This is a genomic window from Aeromonas sp. 2692-1 (assembly GCF_013085505.1).
GTDB lineage: Bacteria > Pseudomonadota > Gammaproteobacteria > Enterobacterales > Aeromonadaceae > Aeromonas > Aeromonas hydrophila.
This window is the reverse complement of sequence record NZ_CP038513.1, coordinates 2,591,014-2,610,582: the sequence shown is the minus strand read 5'-3', so window position 1 is coordinate 2,610,582 and position 19,569 is coordinate 2,591,014. Positions and strand designations below refer to the sequence as shown.

Below are 19,569 nucleotides of genomic sequence, written 5' to 3'. Positions count from 1 at the left end.
GGCCCCGCATCGCGGGGCCTCCTGTTACCAGCTGATGGTGGCGCCGTAGTTGCCGCGCTCCTCGGGCGTTTTTTCGCGCCAGATGGACTCCTTGTTGCGGCGCACGGCCTCTTCTCGCTCCTGCTTGCGTTCCCAGACGGGTTTTACCTCGTCCAGCGGCCGCTCGTGTTTCTGCCCCTGGTGATCAATCACCGAGCACTGCTTGTCGCCGCACTGATAGACATAGGGTTCGACGGTACAACCCGCCGTGGCCAGACAGAGGCCAAACAGAGAAAGACGAAGAGAGGAAGGCAAGATCATGGGACGCTCCTGTTTGCATCGGTCAACCAAGGGCGCCGAGTGTCAAACAGGAGGCAAATGGAATCAACCCTGCCAGCAGGGTTGATTGTTACAAGGGGTACACAGTGCAATGTATCAGCAAGCTGTTGATACATATCATGTTAATGATCGAGCTGACGCAGCGCTCTTACGCCTGCTCGTCGCTGAACACCCCGGTGGAGAGGTAGCGATCCCCCCGATCGCAGATGATGGCCACCACCACCCCCTGCTTGATCTCTGCCGCCACCCGCAAGGCGCCGGCCACGGCGCCCCCCGAGCTGACTCCGCAACAGATCCCCTCCTCCCGCGCCAGCCGGCGCATCATGGCGAGCGCCTCCTGCTGGGTCACGTCCAGCACCCGATCGACCCGGGCAGGCTCGAAAATGGCCGGCAGATAGGCCGCAGGCCAGCGGCGGATCCCGGGGATCTGGCTCCCCTCGGCCGGTTGCAGGCCGATCACCTGCACCGCCGGATTCTGCTCCTTGAGGTAGCGGGAGACCCCCATGATGGTGCCCGTGGTGCCCATGGCGGAGACGAAGTGAGTGACCGCCCCCTCGCTCTGGCGCCAGATCTCGGGGCCGGTGGAGAGGTAATGGGCATCCGGGTTGGCCGGGTTGTTGAACTGATCGAGCACCAGCCCCTCGCCCCGTGCCTGCATCGCCAGGGCCAGATCACGCGCGGCCTCCATGCCGCCCTCCACCAGCACCAGCTCGGCGCCGTAGGCCTGCATGGCATCGCGCCGCTCCTGGCTCATGGTATGTGGCATGATGAGCCGCATCCGGTAGCCCCGCGCCGCCGCCACCATGGCCAGCGCGATGCCGGTGTTGCCGGAGGTGGCCTCGATGAGGCGGGCCCCAGGCGCTAAGTGACCGCTCGCCTCCGCGCACTTGATGAGGTTCAGCGCCGGCCTGTCCTTGACCGAGCCGGCCGGGTTGTTGCCCTCCAGCTTGACCAGCAGGGTGACACCGGGGTGGGGATTGATGCGACGCAGCGCCAGCAGGGGGGTATTGCCGATCAACTCTTCCAGCGTGGCAAAAGCCATAATGGGATCCATCCTTCGTGAACTGTTCTATACCTTGGCTAGCGGGTATATACCCGGCCGGGCTCGCAGTGTAAGCGACCCCGAACAGTTGGCAAAGGGGCGCCAACATGGTCAGATAACCCCATCCCCCGTACCGAGGAGCAAGCATGAGCGAGATCATTCATCAGGCCAACCAGCAGCAATTCATCTGTGTGGTGGATGGCAAGGAGTCCAGGCTGCGTTACCGGCGGCTCGATGCCAAGACCATCGACGCCTACAGCACCTTCGTCCCGCCCGAGCTCAGGGTACAGGGGATCGCCGATCAGCTGGCGCGCACCTTCTACAGCTGGACCCAGGCGGAAGGGCTCACCATAGTGCCGAGCTGCAGCTACATCGACGTCTGGTTGCGCCGCAATGCCGGCTGACACCCAGACGCGTCACAGCACGCCAGCCTCGCATACTCGCCAGAGCGCCCTGGAAGCCGACCTGCAGGCGCAGACCGAAGCCCTGCTGCGGGCCGATGATCAGCGCATGGATTGCCTGCGGGCAGCCCGTGAACTGGCACTGCCCGACTGGGCGCTGGGGGCCGGTTTTATCCGCAACCTCATCTGGGATCACCTGCACCGCAAAGCAGCGCCAACCGCCCTCAACGACATCGATCTTATCTATCTGGACAGTGCTGATCCCACTGGATTGCAGGAGGCCGATCACGAAGCCTGGCTCGCCGCCAGGATGCCGGGCCAGCAGTGGGAGGTGCGCAACCAGGCCCGCATGCATATGCGCCAGCGTGTGCCCCCGTTCACCAGCTCGCTCTCGGCCCTCAGCCACTGGGTGGAGGTGCCCACCTGCATCGGGGTCCGGCTGCTGGCAGACAATTCATTCGAGTGGCTGGCCCCCTACGGCTTTGCCCCCAACTGGTCCTTGCTGGTGGATCCCAACCCGCGCTGCCGCCAGGAGCGCCGGGTCTTTACCGAGCGGGTCAAGGCCAAGGGGTGGCAACAACTCTGGCCTGACCTGGTAGTGAACTGGCCATAACCTGATTGCAATGTTTCGATAACCTTGGGCACACTAAGGAAAAGCTGTTTGTAACTCAATGGGTTAAATAATGCGCGACTTCTTCTCACTCGAACGCTGGCTACCGGGCCTCGCCGCCCTGCTGCAATACCAGCGGGCCTGGCTGATGCCGGATATGCGCGCTGGATTGTCGGTGGCCGCGGTGGCCCTGCCCGTGGCCATCGCCTATGCAGAGCTGGCCGGGGTGGGGCCGCTGGTCGGCCTCTACTCCTGCATCCTGCCCATGCTGGTGTACGCCCTGTTCGGTACCTCCCGCCAGCTCATCGTCGGCCCGGACGCCGCCACCTGTGCGGTGATCGCAGCCGTGGTGACCCCGCTCGCCGCCGGGGACGCCACCCGCCACTGGCAGTTGGTGATGACCATGACCGCCATGACCGGCTTCTGGTGCCTCATCGCCAGCCGCTTCAAGCTGGGGGTGCTGGCGGACTTTCTCTCCCGCCCGATCCTGATGGGGCTGCTCAACGGGGTGGCCATCACCATCATGGTGGGCCAGCTTTCCAAGATCTTCGGCTTCACCTTCAGCGAGCGCTACCTCATCGAGCGGATCGCCGGCGGCGCCAGCTACATCACCCAGACCCATCTGCCCACCCTGGCCATGAGCCTGACCGCCCTGCTCACCCTGCTGCTGGCCAAGCGCTTCAAGCCGGCCTGGCCCTCCTCCATGGTGGCCATGGTGGTGACGGCAGGGCTGGTGTGGGCGCTCGATCTGGGCCAGTTTGGCATCGCTACCCTGGGCGCCATCGGCTCGGGCCTGCCCGCCTTCCAGATGCCGGAGTTTCCCCCCGGTCTGATGCGGGAACTGGTGCTGCCGGCGCTCAACCTGGCCATGGTGAGCTTCGTCTCCATGATGCTGACCGCCCGCAGCTTCGCCGCCAAGAACGGCTACGAGATCGATGCGGACAAGGAGTTTCGGGCCCTCGGCATGGCCAACCTGGCGGCGGCGGCCTCTCAGGGCTTTGCCATCAGCGGCGCGGATTCGCGCACCGCGGTCAACGACGCCAACGGCGGCAAGAGCCAGCTGGTCTCCATCATCGCCGCCGCCGTCATCGCCCTGGTCACCTTCTACCTGACGGCGCCGCTGCAATACATCCCCACCGCCGCCCTCGGCGTGGTGCTGGTGATGGCGTCTTTGTCCCTCACCGACTTTCGCGGCCTGTGGGCCCTGCGCCACTCCGATCGCTCCGCCTTCTGGCTAGCGCTCATCACCTTCATCAGCGTGCTGGCCATGGGGGTCATTCCGGGCATCACCCTCGCGGTGCTGCTGGGGCTGTTCCAGTTCCTGCGCAACGTGATGCGGCCCACCGACCAGCTGCTCGGCATGGACGACGAGGGCGTGGTGCGCACCCTGGGGGACAACGAACAGGCCAAGGCCATTCCCGGCATCCTGGTCTATCGCTTCAACTCGCCGCTCACCTACTTCAACGCCCCCTACTTCAAGCGGCGGGTACTGGCGCTCCTGGTGCAGGATCCCCACAGTCCCAAATGCCTGGTGGTGGATGCGGTAGCCTGCTTCACCCATCAGGACATCAGCGTGATGAGCATGCTGGGGGAGCTGCACAAGGATCTGAAACGGCGCGGCATCCACATGGTGATGGCCGGCCGCCACGGCCAGATGAGCCTGTGGCTCAAGCAGGCCGGGATCCGGGTCGGCGACGAGGGGATCATCCTCTGCCCCGACATGTATCAGGCACTGCGCATGACCCGCTGCTACCGCGAGCCGGTGTTCAAGGATGACGAGGTGGTGGAGAGCACCACCGAGGCCATCCTCTCGCGCTGGCCCCAGGATGACGCCCTGCCCGATTCGGCGCGCCTCACCCTGCCAAGCGAACAGGAGGCGGGCGCCACCCCGGCCTAATCCCGAGCGGGCCCTGCCCATGGCGGCAGGGCCCCCGCTCTCTTCCCCTGCTTGGTCACCGCCACGATTGCGCCTCGCCCCCGCTTGGTGTTAAATGCCCGTCCAGATGGCGCTGACGAGGGCCATCCCCAGTATTTGGACACCCCATGCAAACTCAATCCCACGCAGGTCCGGGCACCCTCTTCTCCCTGACCTGGCCACTGTTTATCGATCTTGCCCTGCACTTTCTGACCGGGGCCCTCAACACCTTCATGGTGGGTCACGTCTCCTATCAGGGGGTGGCGGCGCTCGCGGTCGGCAACCAGGTGTTCGATCTCGCCATCACCTTGTTCAGCTTCGTCAGCATCGGCACCAGCGTGGTGATCACCCAGTATCTGGGGGCCGGTGACAAGGAGAAGGCCCGCGTCGTCATCCACACCGCCATCGGTTTCAACCTGCTGGTGGGACTGGTGGCCGCCGTCGGCGTCATCGCCGGGGCCAGTACCATGCTGGCGCTGATGAACCTGCCCGCCAACCTGATGAGCGATGCCACCCTTTACCTGCAGATCATCGGCCTGTGCCTGCTGCCGGAAGCGGCTGCGCTCTGCCTGGCCGCCACCCTGCGCGCCCACGGCCACACCCGTCAGGCGATGTACGTGACGCTCATCGTCAACCTCATCACCTTCGTCGGCAACCTGCTGCTGCTCTACGGCTGGTTCGGCCTGCCCCAGCTCGGGGTGGCCGGGGTCGCCATCAGCACGGTGGCGGGTCGCATCGTCGGGGTGGTGCTGCTGGTATGGCTGGTGGCACGCAAGACCGGCATCCGGCTGCGCCTGCCGGAGATCGTCAAACCCAGCCGGCTGATGCTGGGCAAGGTGCTGCACATCGGCCTGCCGGCCGCCGGCGAGAACCTCTCCTGGATGCTGCAGTTCATGGTGGTGACCGCCTTCGTCGGCCTGCTCGGCGACAAGGCGCTGGCGACCCAGTCCTACTTCTTCCAGATCTGCCTGTTCATCCTGCTGTTCGGCCTCTCCATCGGCCTTGGCAACGAGATCATCATCGGCCACCTGGCAGGGGCTCGCCGCTTCGAGCAGGCCTACCGCCAGCTGCTCAAAAGCCTGAAGCTGGGGCTCGTCGTCACCGCCTTCATCGCCTTGCTGGCGGCCCTCAACGGCCGCACCATCATCAGCCTGTTCACCGATGACGCCGACATCATCACCCAGGTGGCGCAGCTGTTCTTGATAAGCCTAATTCTGGAACCCGGCCGTACCTTCAATCTGGTGGTGATCAACGCCCTGCGTGCCACCGGGGACGCCCGTTTCCCGCTCTACATGGCGCTCGTCTCCATGTGGGGGATTGCCGTTCCACTGGCCTATTTCCTTGGTATCATGCAGGGTTATGGACTGGTCGGTATCTGGTTGGCGCTCGCCTGCGACGAGTGGGTGCGCGGTCTGGCCATGTTCTGGCGCTGGCGCAGTCGTCGCTGGCAAAACAAAATTCTTGTTGAAACATAAGCGGAATCACAATGAAGAAGATAGGACTCTTGTTGGCGGCCATCCTGCTCAGCCCGCTCGCCATGGCGCAAACCGCCCCCGCCGCCCCCAAGGCACAGGCGGCCCAGACCTGGTACGTGGCCCCCATCGCCATCGATGAAACCAGCGAAGCGCAAAAAGCGCTGACCAAGGACTTCATGGCCCAGATGATCAAGACCATCAAGATCAACGAGTACCAGACCGGCAAGGCGGTGGGCAAGACCAAGTCGCCCAAGTGGCTGATCCGCACCAAGCTGATGCCCGCAAGCCAAGAACCCCTGGTCGGCAAGAAGCACCCGCAGGGCCTCACCTACGGCAAGGGCATCCCCACCCAGGAGATCGTCGGCGAGCTCATCATGAACGGCACCCTGGTGGCCCATGTGGGTCAGGGCTGGCGCGAGCCTATCGTCCCGGGTACCCCGGTGGCCGAGAAGATCACCATCGCCAACTACCAATACGCCATCGGCAACGAAGCCAAGGCCGCGGATCTGGAAGAGCTGGCGGCGCAGATCGGCTTCGAGGTGGGCAAGGTGATCGCCCGCGACGGCAAGCCGCTGCCCGAGAAGAAAAAGAAAAAAGAGTAAACGCCGCACCTGTTACCAAGAAGGGGCCCTGCGCCCCTTTTTGCTGCCCGCCTGGCGGCCACAAGCTGTCATCCGGCCGTCACAATTGTGATCCATCCGGCACTTTTCAGACTCTCTGCTTACCGATAAAAGCCTTATCAGCTTGTGATTCAAACAGTTAAAAATCGCCCATCCCATGCAGCAAATCATTGGTCCCGAATTGGAGCCGGATCACATTTATCTCGCGGGGGACGCGGTAGTTTGGTCTTGCAGGCACAATCAAACGAAACCAAGGAGGCCGCATTACATGTTCCCAGAGTACAGAGAGCTCATCTCGCAACTGAAGAGCAGTGATGTCCATTTCCAAAAGAAGTTTGACTTGCACAACGACCTGGATGTGGAGATTAGAAAGTTGGAAAAGCATCACGCCAGCGACTACAGCTCCGAGGTGAAGGATCTGAAGAAACAGAAACTTAAACTGAAAGAGGAGATCTACGACATCCTCAAACAACATCCACAATAGACGCCTCGACGAATACCTGGATAAGCAACTTATCCTGCCAGCCCGGCCCGACGCCGGGCTTTTTGTTGGCTGCTCACGACAACGCTGAGCAGGCCAGGCGGCACTCTCGCCGCTGCTGGCAGTGATAATTACCTGCTTACCAACCGCCCGACAGCCCGAGCCACCCCGCTCCCAGAATGCCGATAGTCCCGGCGATATGTTGTTCTGTCATCGTCCCTTCTCCTGCTTGACGCTATTTGCCCCGCAGCTTGCCTGCCGTGACACAAAAAGAAAGCTTTGGCCAACGCCTCAACAACCGATGGATAGACGAATACCGCCAAGATAGAGATATCTCCATTCCCATTTGAATGTAATATCGAAGCTCATATATTCTTAACTCCCCTATCTATCACGATAGCCCTTCATTTATAAGGGTAAGCTGGAGGAAAACATTAACAAAATGAGCAAAATATCACCCCATGAAAATATTCATACTATTCTTTTATTTTGCGCAAATATTCATCAGGATTTTTAATTGACATAACCCTAATTTGAGATTTCCCAAACCCAAGTGGAAATATAGGATTGCAAGGATCTAACTCAATAAAATACTCCAAGAGGAGTAAACTAGACTCTATATATTTATGTATCTTACTAGAAAATAGCTCTACAAGTATCTCTGCACTGTTACTTGATTTACTATGAATTATTTCATTTCTTACTCTTTCGAGATTTTTAAAGTCACCCCAAAACTTTTTCTCTGTTGGAGAATTGCACTTTAGAACATCTGGAATTATTTTTGATATTTTTTCAGATGTACTTACCCAACGCTCTATTTGCTCTTTGCCATAATGTTCTACAACACCCTTATTTGTAGTTTTTTTGTACGTGTAAGTATCAGGAATACTTGCGTTACAGAAAGACTCTACCGCTTTATAACTGAAAACTATCGCTTTCTGTATTTCTTCTAAAAAATCATAAGCAATTCTTACATCTGCATCAAAAATTGTGTCGTTTGTGCAAGCGCGACTTTTAATTTCCTCATGTTTCTGTTCAGCAACAGATAATGACTTCATTGATATACTTAGTGAAAGTGATATTTCATTGGGAATTGCAACTGAAATATCATCACCACCCATTTTTGCTTTAATTATTTTTTGAAAGAAAGCAGTTTTACCATCTTCCTCACCATGTATTCCGATAGGTTTATTTGACCTCCTGTCTGGAGTGGGGACAGTGAATGAATCCCCGATCGGAGTCTCGATTGTATGAACACAAACCATCATCTCATTTTCCTTTAAACTCATAACCGGCCCCTAAAATAGAATAAGTGTGTGGACATAAACATATAATACGCCCATATAATTACTTATTTTTAGCTGCATATATCCTGCCCAGCTTTACCTAACATATCAACACATCATTTTGGATTATCATGGAATCATCACTACAACGCCTGTAGTTGCTATCAGATAGTGAGAAGTGACATCCAATAGTCTTCCGATACAAAAAGCGGGCCAGTGGCCCGCTTCGTTTTATGCAGAGTTAACCCAATCCTCACACCGGCGGATGGAAATGGCTGGCTTCGCGGGTGGCCATCTCCTCGTAGGTGGCCCACTTCTGCCACGCCACTTGTTGTGCCACCTGCATCAGCCGCTCGGCCTCCTGTGGATGACTCTGGGCCAGCACCCGATAACGGGTCTCCTCCTGCCGGTATTCGGCGAGCGGAATGGAGGGGCGCAGGCTGTCGAGGCTGAAGGGGTTCTGCCCCGCGCTGCGCAGTACCGGGTTGTAGCGCATCAGCGGCCAGTGACCGGAGGCCACGGCGCGTTTTTGCTGGGTCAGGCCAAACTCCATGTCGATGCCGTGAGCGATGCAGTGGCTGTAGGCGATGATGAGCGACGGGCCCGGATAGGCCTCGGCTTCACGCAAGGCCTGCAGCGCCTGCTGCGGGTTGGCGCCAAAGGCGATGCGGGCCACATAGACGTTGCCGTAGGAGATGGCCTGCAAGGCTACATCCTTCTTGGCCAGCGTCTTGCCCCCCGCCGCGAACTTGGCGACGGCACCGAGCGGGGTCGATTTCGACATCTGGCCGCCGGTGTTGGAGTAGACCTCGGTATCCATCACCAGCACGTTCACATCGCGGCCGGAAGCGAGCACATGATCGAGCCCCGCCGAGCCGATGTCATAGGCCCAGCCATCGCCGCCGATGATCCAGACCGAGCGGCGCACCAGCTGATCGATGAGAGACAGCAGCTCGCGAGCCTTGCCTGATTTCACCTCCTCCAGCCGCTCCCGCACTTGCGCCACCCGGGTGCGCTGGGCGCGGATCTCCGATTCCAGCCGCTGCGGGGCGCTGACCAGTGTCTCCACCAGCTCGACTCCGATCTCCCCCTTCATCGCCTGCAAGGCTGCCACCGCCTGACCGTGGTGCTGATCGGCAGTGAGGCGAAAACCAAAGCCAAACTCGGCGTTGTCCTCAAACAATGAGTTCGACCAGGCCGGACCCTTCCCTTCGCCGTTCTTGGCCCACGGGGTGGTCGGCAAGTTGCCGCCGTAGATGGAGGAGCAACCGGTGGCGTTGGCCACCAGCATGCGGTCACCAAACAGCTGGGTCAGCAGCTTGAGATAGGGGGTCTCGCCACAGCCGGCGCAGGCACCGGAGAACTCGAACAGGGGTTCGAGGAACTGGGTACCGCGCACCGTGGAGAAATCCACCCGCTCGCGGGCCGGCCAGGGCAGGCTCTCGAACCAGCGCAGCGCCTGTTTCTGGCCGGCGAGGTGCGGCGCCTTGTCCATCATGGCGATGGCGCGCTCACCCTCATGGCTTTCTCCTTCTGCACTCTCGCCTTGATGGCGGGCATCCGCTCCGGCCCGCACCGGACAGGCCTGCACGCACTGACCGCAGCCGGTGCAATCTTCCGGATAGAGCTGCAAGGTGTAGCGACTGTCGGGGAAGCCCTTGGCGGTGACGGGCACCGACTGGGCTGCCTCGGGGGCGCTCGCCAGCCAGTCCTGGTGATAGAACTTGGCCCGCAGCGCCGCGTGGGGGCAGACAAAGACGCAGTTGCCGCACTGGATGCAGATATCGGAGTGCCAAATCGGGATCTCGCGGGCGATATCCCGCTTCTCGAAGCGGCTGGTGGCGGTGGGGTAAGTGCCGTCCACCGGCAGCATGGAGACCGGGATGCGATCGCCGCGCCCCGCCAGCATCTCGCCGGTGACGCGCTGGACAAACTCGCTACCCCCCGGTGCCAGCGGCAGCGGATAGTCGCTGATCTGCTCCTCACCGGCTGGAATGGCCACCTGGTGGAGATGGGCCAGGGTGTCATCCACCGCCGCGAAGTTGCGCGCCACCACCTCGGGCCCCTTGCGGGCATAGCTCTTCTCGATGCTCTCCTTGATAAGGGCGATCGCCTCGTCCCGCGGCAAGATGCCGGCCAGGGCGAAGAAGCAGGTCTGCATGATGGTGTTGATGCGATTGCCCATGCCGTTGCGCTCGGCGACCCGATCGCCGTCGATGCAGTAGAGCTGGATGTCGAGGGCGCGGATGCGGGCGCGCAGCCGCTCGGGCAGCTCGGCCCAGACCCGGTCAGGCTCATGGGGAACATTGAGCAGCAGGGTCGCCCCTTCGGCGGCGAACTCCAGCAGATCCACAGATTCGACAAAGCCCCACTGGTGGCAACCGATAAAGCTCGCCTGCTCGATAAGCCAGGGGGCGTCGATGGGCTCGGGGCCAAAGCGCAGGTGGGAGACGGTGCGCGAGCCCGACTTCTTGGAGTCGTAGACGAAGTAGCCCTGGGCGTGGAAGCCCTCCAGCTCGCCGATGATCTTGATGCTGTTCTTGTTGGCACCGACTGTGCCGTCGGCGCCGAGGCCGAAGAACAGCGCCCGCACCCGGCTGGCAGGCTCCAGATCACCGATGGGGTGCCAGGCCAGACTGAGGCCCGACACATCGTCCACTATCCCCACGGTAAAGCGCGGGCGCGGCGCATCGGATGCCAGCTCCTCGAATACCGCCGCACACATGGCGGGGGTGAACTCTTTGGAAGAGAGGCCGTAGCGACCACCACTGAGCCACGGCAACCGCTTGATAAGGCCGCGCTGCAAGCCATCGATGAGGGCGCTCTGCACATCCAGCAGCAGCGGCTCGCCACCGGCGCCCGGCTCCTTGGTGCGATCCAGCACCGCCATGCGCCGCACGCTGGCGGGCAGCGCATCGAGCAGCGCCTGTACCGGGAAGGGGCGATAGAGGCGAATGACCAGCACCCCGGTCTTGCGATCCTGCTGGTTGAGCCAATCCACTGTGGTGCGGGCGGTGGCCGCCCCCGAGCCCATCAGCACGATGACATCGGTGGCATCGGGGGCGCCGTGATACTCCACCAACCGGTAGTGGCGGCCGGTCAGCTCGCCGAGGCTCTCCATGCACTGCTGCACCCGCGCCGGTACCGCTTCATAGAAGGGGTTGACGCTCTCGCGGGACTGGAAATAGGTATCCGGGTTCTGGGCGGTGCCGCGCATCACCGGATGATCCGGGTTGAGGGCCCGCGCGCGGTGGGCACGCACCCAGTCATTGTCGATAAGGGCCCGAATTTCATCTTTGTGCAGCGCAGTGATCTTGTTCACCTCGTGGGAGGTGCGAAAGCCGTCGAAGAAGTGGATAAAGGGCACCCGGCACTGCAGGGTGACGCTGTGGGCGACCAGGGCCAGGTCCTGCGCCTCCTGCACCGAGCCGGAGGCGAGCATGGCAAAGCCGGTGCTGCGCGCCGCCATCACGTCCTGATGGTCGCCAAAAATCGACAACCCCTGCGCCGCCAAGGATCGGGCCGCCACATGGAACACCGCCGAGGTCAATTCGCCTGCGATCTTGTACATGTTGGGCAGCATCAGCATCAGCCCCTGGCTGGCGGTGAAGGTGGTGGCCAGTGCCCCCGCCTGCAGGGCGCCGTGCACCGTGCCGGCCGCTCCCCCTTCGCTCTGCATCTCCACTACGGTGGGGATGTTGCCCCACAGGTTGGTCTGCCCCTCCGCGGCCCAGGCATCGGCCAGTTCGGCCATGGTCGAGCTCGGGGTGATGGGGTAGATGGCACACACTTCGCTCAGCTGATACGCCACCCGGGCCGCGGCTTCGTTGCCGTCGACCATGATCAATTCATGTTTCATTGGGACTCCTCCGGTTGGCGCAACTCGATGGCGTGGCAGGGACACTGGTCATGGCAGGCACCGCAACCGGTGCAGAGTTCGGCATCCACCTGATACCCCAGACCCGGCCCCAGCTTGGCGATGGCCTGCTCGGGGCAGCTGCCATAACAGCCGTCACACTCGAAGCAATTGCCGCAGGAGTAGCAGCGCGCCGCCTCGTAGCGGGCCGCCGTCTCGTCCAGTCCGCCGATGATCTCGCCAAAGTCGTCCCGCGCCGAGGGCGGTTTGACCGGCTGGCTGCTGGCGGGGGCATGGGTCTGGAACCAGAGCTGCAACTGCTCGGGCCCCACCAGCGGGTAGGAGAGCGGCTTGTGGTAGAGGCGACCACGCAGCCAGGCATCCATATGGCGCGCCGCCTTCTTGCCGTGGCCGGTGGCGATGGTGACGGTACGCTCGGAGGGCACCATGTCACCGCCAGCAAACAGACCCGGCACATCCGTCATCAGATTCTCACCAACCTGCACCACCCCCTCCTTGTTGACCCGCACGCCGGGGATGCTCTCCAGCACGCTCAAGTCCACCTCCTGACCCAGCGCCAGAATGAGGGAGTCCGCTTCGAGGGTTTCAAACTGGCCGGTGGGCACCGGCTTGCCCTCGGCATCCAGCGCCATCACCTCCACTTCAATACTGGTGCTGTCGAGCTGGCGGATGGTGCGCAGCCAGTTGATCTTGATCCCCTCCTCCTCGGCCTCGTCGGCTTCGAAGGCGTGGGCCGGCATATGATCCCGGTCGCGGCGGTAGATGATCATCGCCTCCTCGACCCCGAGGCGGCGGGCGGTGCGGGCCGCATCCATGGCGGTGTTGCCGCCGCCGTAGATGGCCACCCGCCGTCCCAGTTTGGGTGGCGGCAAGCCCTGTTCCTCCGCCAGGCTCGCCTGCTCGAGGAAGCTCACCGCATCGAGGATCTTGCCCGCCTCGCGGGCAGGAATGTCGACCCGCTTGGCCAGATGGGCGCCGATGGCCATGAAGACGGCATCAAAGCCCCCCTCGTCGCGCGCCTTGAGCACATCCTCCACCTTGTGGTTGAGGGTCAGGGTCACCCCGGCGGCGACGATGCGGGCCACCTCCCTGTCCAGCATCTCGCGGGGCAGGCGGTAGGCGGGAATGCCGAAGCGCAGCATGCCACCGGCGAGCGGGCCCGCCTCGCGGATCTCTACCTGATGGCCGAGCCGATTGAGGTGCCAGGCACAGGAGAGGCCGGAGGGGCCAGCACCGATCACCAGCACCTTCTTGCCGCTGGCGGGTGCAGGCGGGGCAGGCTGCCAGCCACGGGCCAGCGCCTCGTCGCCGAGGAAGCGTTCGATGGCGTGAATGGAGACGGCATCATCCACCTGGGCACGGTTGCAGGCCGCTTCGCAGGGGTGATAACAGACCCGCCCGTGGACTGCAGGCAGGGGATTTTCTTCGATCAGTCGTTGCCAGGCCGCTTCAAAGCGGCCCGCTTCGGCCAAGGCAAGCCAGGCCTGGATGTTCTCGCCAGCCGGGCAGGCATGGTTGCAAGGTGGCAGGGCCGGCCGCCAAACGGGTAGCCGAGTACGGACCGGGCCTGTTCCCGTTTTCTGGGAGAGATCCGGCTGTGGGGTCATATCCAGTTGTTTGCTCATACATTGCTTTCTTCTTTTTGTGTGACAGGCCCCATCCGATGGCGCTTGATACCGTTTTGCCAGGGCAGACGGTGGCCGGAGGGGGAAGAAGCGAAAGCGTTAGAAACTGGAAGCTGACTCGATAATGGACTGATTTGTGTACCGAATGACGGATCAGGATCAAAAAATGTTGCACTTTATGAGGTATGGAGTGCACAACGTGACCCGTGTAACATCTTGCCCGTCTGCAGGAGTCACCGCTCGGGCTCGCGCCCCGCAAGCAACACCACGCCGTTCTCCGGCCCCGTGAGCCGGGCGCATCAGGCCGCCCCGCTGCAACGATTGCTGCACGGAACAGCTCCCGTTATCTTGTCTCCTGCACTGGAACCACCACAGCACAAGGACCCGGCCATGCCCAAGCTCGCCAGCATTCATCTCTATCCCATCAAGTCGACGGCAGGCATGCCACTGACCCGCGCCCTGGTCACCGAAGAGGGGCTGCAGGGGGATCGCCGCTACATGGTGGTCAAGCCGGACGGCAGCTTCATCACCGCCCGCACCCATCCCCAGTTGCAGCAGGTGGTGGCCACTCCCATCGAGGGCGGTCTGCAGCTGCGCTATCCGGGCCTTGACCCACTCATCCTGCAAGAGCGGGAGTTTTCCCGCACGCCCCGGGCTACCGGGGTCTGGAGCGACAGCTTCAGCGCCCTGCAGACCCAGCCCCGGGCCGATGCGTGGCTGAGCCAGGTGGCGGGGGAGCCGGTTCAGTTGCTCTGGCTCGGTGAAGAGTCCGCCCGCTTTCGGGAGAAGACCGGCACCCGGGTCAGCTTTGCCGACGGCTATCCGCTGCTGCTCATCAGCCAGGCCTCGCTTGAGGATCTCAACCTGAGATCCGACGCGCTGCACCAGATGAGCCAGTTTCGCACCAACCTGGTGGCGAGCGGCACCCTCCCCTTCGAGGAGGACGGCTGGAAACGGATCCGCATCGGCGAGGTGGAGTTTCGGGTCGCCAAGCCCTGCAGCCGCTGCATCATGACCACGGTGGAGCCGGGCACGGATCGCTTCAATGCCCTCAAGGAGCCGCTGGCCACCCTGACCCGCTACCGGCGCGGCGAGGATGGCGAGGTCTACTTCGGCCAGAACCTGGTGGCCCTCAACGAGGGCTGGATTGAGGCGGGCAGCGAGATCGAGGTGCTGGAGCGCGCCCGCGCCCCCGTCTACCCCAACGCGGCCCCGAAAAAACGGGAGCTGGTGTGCGTGGCTCGCGAGCCGCTGGCGCGGGATCTGGAGACCTTCTGGTTCGAGGCGGCCGATGGCGAGCCCCTGCCCGACTATCTGCCGGGCCAGCATCTGCCCATCAGCCTGGACATTGGCCTCGGCCTGCGGCGCGAGCGCCTGCAGCGCCGCTATACCCTGAGCTCCACCCCGGAGCGGCCCGAGCGTTACAGCATCAGCGTCAAGAAGGTGGGGGGCGGTCGCATCTCTCACTGGCTGCACCAGCAGTTGCAACCCGGTGACCGGTTGCTGTCCGCAGCGCCGGCAGGCGAGTTTCACCTAGGCACCGGGCGCACCCTGCTGCTGCTCTCGGCAGGCTCGGGGGTCACTCCCATGCTCTCCATTGCCCGCACTCTGGCCTTGCGCGGGGAGCTCGGCGATGTGCACTTTATGCACCTGTGCCGCAGCGAGGCGGACATTCCTGCCGCCAGCGAGCTGCACGCCCTGGCGCAGCAGGGGATGACCCTCACTCTGATCCTGAGCCAGCCGGAGGCGCACTGGCAGGGGCTCAAGGGGCGGCTGGACGATGAGCACCTCAAACAGGTCAAGCAGCTCGCCGAACGGGAGGTGTTTATCTGTGGCCCCCACGGCTTTATGGCCAATGCGGCCGCCAGGCTGACCGCCCTTGGCGTGCCCGCCGAGCGGATCCGCCAGGAGAGCTTTGGCGGCGCCATCCTCTCGGTGGCGCGCCCCCACCAGGCGGTGCAACTGCGCATCGGCAAGCAGAGTTTTGCCGGCAACAATCAGGGCACCGTGCTGGATCAGGCCCACAAGCAAGGGGTGGATCTGCCCTGGAGCTGCCGCGCCGGCATCTGCGGCAGTTGCAAGCAGACCCTGCTCGCGGGCGAGGTGGATCACCCCGATGCCCCGGCCATCACCGCTGCCGAACGGGCCGAGGGCAAGATCCTCACCTGCTGCGCCGTGCCGCTCACCGACCTTGTCATCAAATAAGGTGATCGAGCAGCGATAACCCCACCGGCCGGGTGCCCGCTCCCGGCCGTTTTCCCCCTGTTTCGGTACGCTTTCCCTCGCCTCCACCTTTTCTCCAAACCCCCGCAACCTTGCCGGGCCCCGCTCCTATACTCACAGCAACAACAACAAAACCCCTCCGACGTAGCGGCTTTTGCCGTCTGACCAAGGGGGTTATCCGGTGAGAATAAGGACGCTCAAACCATGGAACAGAACAGACCCGCCTTTCAGCTCAACCTGCTGCTCTCCGTCGTCACCCTGATCCTGCTGTCGCTGGTATTTTTTGCCTACAGCTGGTCAGGAACGCAACTCGAGCAGAGCTATCAGCAACGCTATCAATCCTATCTGCTGGCCGATGAATTGCGGCAATCCTCCGACGACCTGACCCGCCTCGGCCGTACCTACGTGATCACCAAGGATCCGGCCTACGAACAGCAGTACATGCGGATCCTGGCCATTCGCAACGGGGAGCAGAACCGGCCGCAGGGCTACAACCGCATCTACTGGGACTTCGTCGCGGCCAACGGCCAGAACCCGCGGCCCGACAGCCAGGTGCGCCGTGGCCTCATCGACCTGATGAAGGAGACTGGCTTTACCGAAGAGGAGCTGGCCAAGCTCAACGAGGCCAAGAACAACTCGGATGCCCTGGTCAACACCGAGGTGGCCGCCTTCAAGCTGGTGCAACAGACAGACGGCGATCTCGTCGCCAACCAGCAAAAGGCCATCGCCATGATGCATGACAAGGCCTATCACCAGAACAAGGGGCGCATCATGTCCCCCATCGACGACTTCTACGTCCTGATGGAACACCGCACCCAGCAGGCGGTGGACGATGCCACCAGCCAGTCCGCCATGCTGCGCTATCTGTTCATCGCGCTCGGCCTGGTGTTGATGTTCTTCCTCTGGCGCACCTACAAGGCGCTGCTCGACCTGGTCGGCACCTCGGTCGACCAGCTCAGAAGCGATCTCAACCACCTGGCCGAGGGGGACTTCTCCCAGCCCATCAAGGTGCCGGCCGGTGCCAAGGAGAGCCTGATCGGCCTGCTCGCCACCATGCAGGGCACCCTCAAGGGGATCATCACCCAGGTCTCCCACTCCAGCGAAGAGCTCTCCGGCTCGGCTGACAGCATCGCCCAGATAGCGGAGCAGACCGCCCAGTTCGCCACCTCCCAGCAGACCAGCACCCAGACCATGGCGGCCGCCATCGAGGAGCTGGTAGTGAGCATCAGCCATCTCTCTGACAACGCCACCCACGCCGACGAGCTGAGCAAGGTCTCCGCCAACACCCTGGCGGAAGGCTCCGGGGTCATCAAGCAGACCCTCGACAGCATCCAGAGCATCTCGGATACCGTCTCCAACGCCGCCAGCAGCATCGCGGATCTCAACAGCCACACCCAGCAGATCTCGGAGATCATCGAGGTGATCCGCGGCATCGCCGATCAGACCAACCTGCTGGCGCTCAACGCCGCCATCGAGGCGGCGCGGGCGGGCGAGCAGGGGCGCGGCTTTGCGGTGGTGGCCGACGAGGTGCGCAATCTCGCCAGCCGCTCGGCCGCCTCCACCCAGCAGATCACCGGCATGATCGGCAAGATCCAGAGCGGGGCGGATGCCTCCATCCGCAGCATGGAGAACACGGTCAACAACGTCTCCCGCGGGGTGAGCCTGGCCAGCCAGACCGGCGAGGCCATCGCCAGCATCCAGAACCACGCATCCAACCTGACCGGCCTGATGGGGGAGATCAGCCACACCCTGCGCGAGCAGTCCACCGCCGCCAACGAGGTGGTCTCCACCGTCGGCAACATCACCTCCCTCTCCGAGCAGTCGGGGGACGCAGCCCGCCACGTCTCGCAGGAGGCCGCCAAGCTCAAACAGCTGTCACGGCTGCTGCGCCAGGAGATGGCCCACTTCAAGCTGTAGCTGCACGCACAAAGCAAAACGGCTGCCCGAGGGCAGCCGTTTTCATTGGTACGGAACGCTTAACCGCGCAGGGCGGCGATGCGCTGCTCGATGGGCGGGTGGCTCATGAACAGCTCGCTCATGGAGCGCTTGCCGTTGATGCCGAACGCCATCATGGAGCCTTCCAGCTGCGGCTCGGCACCGCGGGAGAGGCGCTGGAGCGCGGCGATCATCTTGTCGCGACCGGCCAGCTTGGCGGCACCGGCGTCGGCGCGGAATTCACGCTGACGGCTGAACCACATGACGATGATGGAGGCCAGCACGCCGAACAGCATCTCCAGCACGAACACGGTGATCATGTAGGCAAAACCGCCGGTGCTGCTACTCTCTTCATCGTTATTGGAGCTGAAGAAGTTGCTGATGACGCCGGCCACGATGCGGGCGAAGAACATCACGAAGGTGTTCACCACCCCCTGGATCAGGGTCAGGGTCACCATGTCACCGTTGGCCACGTGGCTCACCTCGTGGGCCAGCACGGCTTCAGCCTCGTCACGGCTCATGCTGTAAAGCAGACCGGACGATACGGCGACCAGCGAGTCGTCACGGCGGGCGCCGGTGGCGAAGGCGTTCATCTCGGGGGAGTCGTAGATCCCCACTTCCGGCATCTTGATGCCCGCTTCACGGGCCTGACGGGCCACGGTACTGACCAGCCAGTGCTCGGTCTCGTTACGGGGTTGCTCGATGACCTGGACGCCATAGCTGCGCTTGGCCATCCACTTGGACATCAGCAAGGAGATAAAGGAACCCCCAAAACCGAACACGGCGCAGAACACCAACAGACCGGAAATGCTGGACTTGTTGATCCCCAGAACCGAGAACAGGATATTGAGTACCACCCCCAGCACCAGCATGACGGCCAGGTTGGTCACCAGGAATAGCATAATTCGCTTCATATTGACTCCTTGTGAGATATGGACGCGTGGCCCGTCACCAGTTCGCTGCCGGTCGGGCCACACCTGTCAGGCATAATAGACAGTTTCTATGAATGTTCGCTGAATGTCGGATTCAGAGCAGGGGCGAAATGTCGAGTCGCCCGCGCAGATCAGCCTCGAGCGGATTGTTTACAAAGGGTATTTCACCCAAAAACGGAGCCGGCAGCAAGCCCCGCAGGGTGTCCAGGTTTTCCTGATAGTGACTCATGGAGCCGTGCAGCCGGTTGATGACCCAGCCCGCCACCGGCAGGTTGTTGTTGCGAATGGCGGCGAAGGTGAGCAGGGCATGGTTGAGACAGCCCAGTTTGGCCCCCACCACCATGATGACCGGCATGTTCTCCTGCTTGACCCAGTCCGACAGCAGATGTTTGCGATCGAGTGGCAGGAACCAGCCCCCCGCCCCCTCCACCACCACCAGCTCGGCCCCCGCCTGTTCAATCTGACGCAGCCCGTCCGACAACCCCTTCAGGGTAATGGCATCGCGCGCTTCGCTGGCGGCGATATGGGGCGCGATGGGCGGCTCGTAGGCGTAGGGATTGACCAGATCGTAGGGCAGCGGCAGGCTCGCCGCCTCCTGCAGCAGCACGGCATCAAGATTGCGCAGCCCGTCCGGGGTGCGGGCACAGCCGGCGGAGATGGGTTTGTAACCGGCGCAGCGCAGACCGTGCGCGGCGAATTCCAGCAGCAGGGTGCGGGCGACCAGCGTCTTGCCCACATCGGTATCGGTACCGGTGACAAAGAAGGATTTAACCATGATGACTCCTCAATACGGGGCCGCTGCCCGGGCTCGCGATGGCGGGCAGCGGCT

At 62.4% G+C, this 19,569-nt stretch carries 15 protein-coding genes; 8 read left to right on the top strand and 7 right to left on the bottom strand.

The window, feature by feature from the left end; all coding sequences use genetic code 11:
• Positions 1 to 24: 24 nt before the first annotated feature.
• Complete coding sequence (locus E5E97_RS12490) at positions 25 to 300, bottom strand: hypothetical protein (RefSeq protein WP_171280338.1); 276 nt, start codon at positions 298 to 300, stop codon at positions 25 to 27.
• 166 nt (positions 301 to 466) lie between these two features.
• Positions 467 to 1,372: a cysteine synthase CysM gene (gene cysM, locus E5E97_RS12485; protein ID WP_171280337.1), complete on the bottom strand. Its 906-nt coding sequence runs from the start codon at positions 1,370 to 1,372 to the stop codon at positions 467 to 469.
• A 134-nt stretch (positions 1,373 to 1,506) separates the two neighbouring features.
• Between cysM and E5E97_RS12480 the strand changes: the two genes are divergently transcribed.
• From E5E97_RS12480 to E5E97_RS12455, 6 genes are all read left to right on the top strand, one after another.
• Positions 1,507 to 1,764, top strand: coding sequence for a GNAT family N-acetyltransferase (locus E5E97_RS12480; protein ID WP_011705401.1), 258 nt, complete (start codon positions 1,507 to 1,509; stop codon positions 1,762 to 1,764).
• On the top strand, positions 1,754 to 2,374 hold the full coding sequence (locus tag E5E97_RS12475) for a nucleotidyltransferase family protein (RefSeq protein WP_171280336.1): 621 nt from the start codon (positions 1,754 to 1,756) through the stop codon (positions 2,372 to 2,374). The genes E5E97_RS12480 and E5E97_RS12475 overlap by 11 nt, the downstream gene beginning before the upstream one ends.
• 70 nt (positions 2,375 to 2,444) lie before the next feature.
• Complete coding sequence (locus E5E97_RS12470; protein WP_017410037.1) at positions 2,445 to 4,268, top strand: SulP family inorganic anion transporter; 1,824 nt, start codon at positions 2,445 to 2,447, stop codon at positions 4,266 to 4,268.
• Positions 4,269 to 4,414: 146 nt separating this feature from the next.
• Positions 4,415 to 5,761 carry an MATE family efflux transporter gene (locus E5E97_RS12465; RefSeq protein WP_039213156.1) on the top strand — a complete coding sequence of 449 codons (1,347 nt, stop codon included), beginning with the start codon at positions 4,415 to 4,417 and terminating at the stop codon, positions 5,759 to 5,761.
• Positions 5,762 to 5,772: 11 nt separating this feature from the next.
• Positions 5,773 to 6,363 carry a hypothetical protein gene (locus E5E97_RS12460; RefSeq protein ID WP_029303482.1) on the top strand — a complete coding sequence of 197 codons (591 nt, stop codon included), beginning with the start codon at positions 5,773 to 5,775 and terminating at the stop codon, positions 6,361 to 6,363.
• Positions 6,364 to 6,649: 286 nt separating this feature from the next.
• The gene (locus E5E97_RS12455) at positions 6,650 to 6,865 is read left to right on the top strand and encodes a YdcH family protein (protein ID WP_011705396.1); all 216 of its coding nucleotides are present in this window, start codon (positions 6,650 to 6,652) and stop codon (positions 6,863 to 6,865) included.
• A 473-nt stretch (positions 6,866 to 7,338) separates the two neighbouring features.
• On the opposite strand, the gene E5E97_RS12450 is transcribed toward E5E97_RS12455, so the two are convergent.
• The 3 genes from E5E97_RS12450 to E5E97_RS12440 all read right to left on the bottom strand — a co-directional run bounded on the left by E5E97_RS12450 (position 7,339) and on the right by E5E97_RS12440 (position 13,650).
• Entirely contained in the window at positions 7,339 to 8,151 is an 813-nt protein-coding gene (locus E5E97_RS12450; protein ID WP_171280335.1) for a hypothetical protein, read from the bottom strand.
• 250 nt (positions 8,152 to 8,401) lie between these two features.
• A complete protein-coding gene (gene nifJ / locus E5E97_RS12445) occupies positions 8,402 to 12,007 on the bottom strand; it encodes a pyruvate:ferredoxin (flavodoxin) oxidoreductase (RefSeq protein ID WP_171280334.1) in 3,606 nt (1,201 codons plus the stop codon).
• Positions 12,004 to 13,650, bottom strand: a complete 1,647-nt coding sequence (locus tag E5E97_RS12440) for an NAD(P)-binding protein (RefSeq protein WP_171280333.1) — start codon at positions 13,648 to 13,650, stop codon at positions 12,004 to 12,006. The genes nifJ and E5E97_RS12440 overlap by 4 nt, the downstream gene beginning before the upstream one ends.
• A gap of 390 nt (positions 13,651 to 14,040) precedes the next feature.
• Between E5E97_RS12440 and E5E97_RS12435 the strand changes: the two genes are divergently transcribed.
• The gene (locus tag E5E97_RS12435; protein WP_171280332.1) at positions 14,041 to 15,855 is read left to right on the top strand and encodes a hybrid-cluster NAD(P)-dependent oxidoreductase; all 1,815 of its coding nucleotides are present in this window, start codon (positions 14,041 to 14,043) and stop codon (positions 15,853 to 15,855) included.
• Between the two features lie 222 nt (positions 15,856 to 16,077).
• The gene (locus E5E97_RS12430; RefSeq protein WP_171280331.1) at positions 16,078 to 17,790 is read left to right on the top strand and encodes a methyl-accepting chemotaxis protein; all 1,713 of its coding nucleotides are present in this window, start codon (positions 16,078 to 16,080) and stop codon (positions 17,788 to 17,790) included.
• A gap of 59 nt (positions 17,791 to 17,849) precedes the next feature.
• Here the strand turns inward: E5E97_RS12430 and htpX are convergent, their stop codons facing one another.
• Together htpX and bioD are read right to left on the bottom strand one after the other, a co-directional pair.
• Entirely contained in the window at positions 17,850 to 18,722 is an 873-nt protein-coding gene (gene htpX, locus E5E97_RS12425; protein ID WP_011705391.1) for a protease HtpX, read from the bottom strand.
• A 112-nt stretch (positions 18,723 to 18,834) separates the two neighbouring features.
• Positions 18,835 to 19,515 (bottom strand): dethiobiotin synthase, encoded by a 681-nt coding sequence (bioD, locus tag E5E97_RS12420; protein ID WP_011705390.1) that lies wholly within the window; start codon positions 19,513 to 19,515, stop codon positions 18,835 to 18,837.
• Between the last annotated feature and the right edge of the window lie 54 nt (positions 19,516 to 19,569).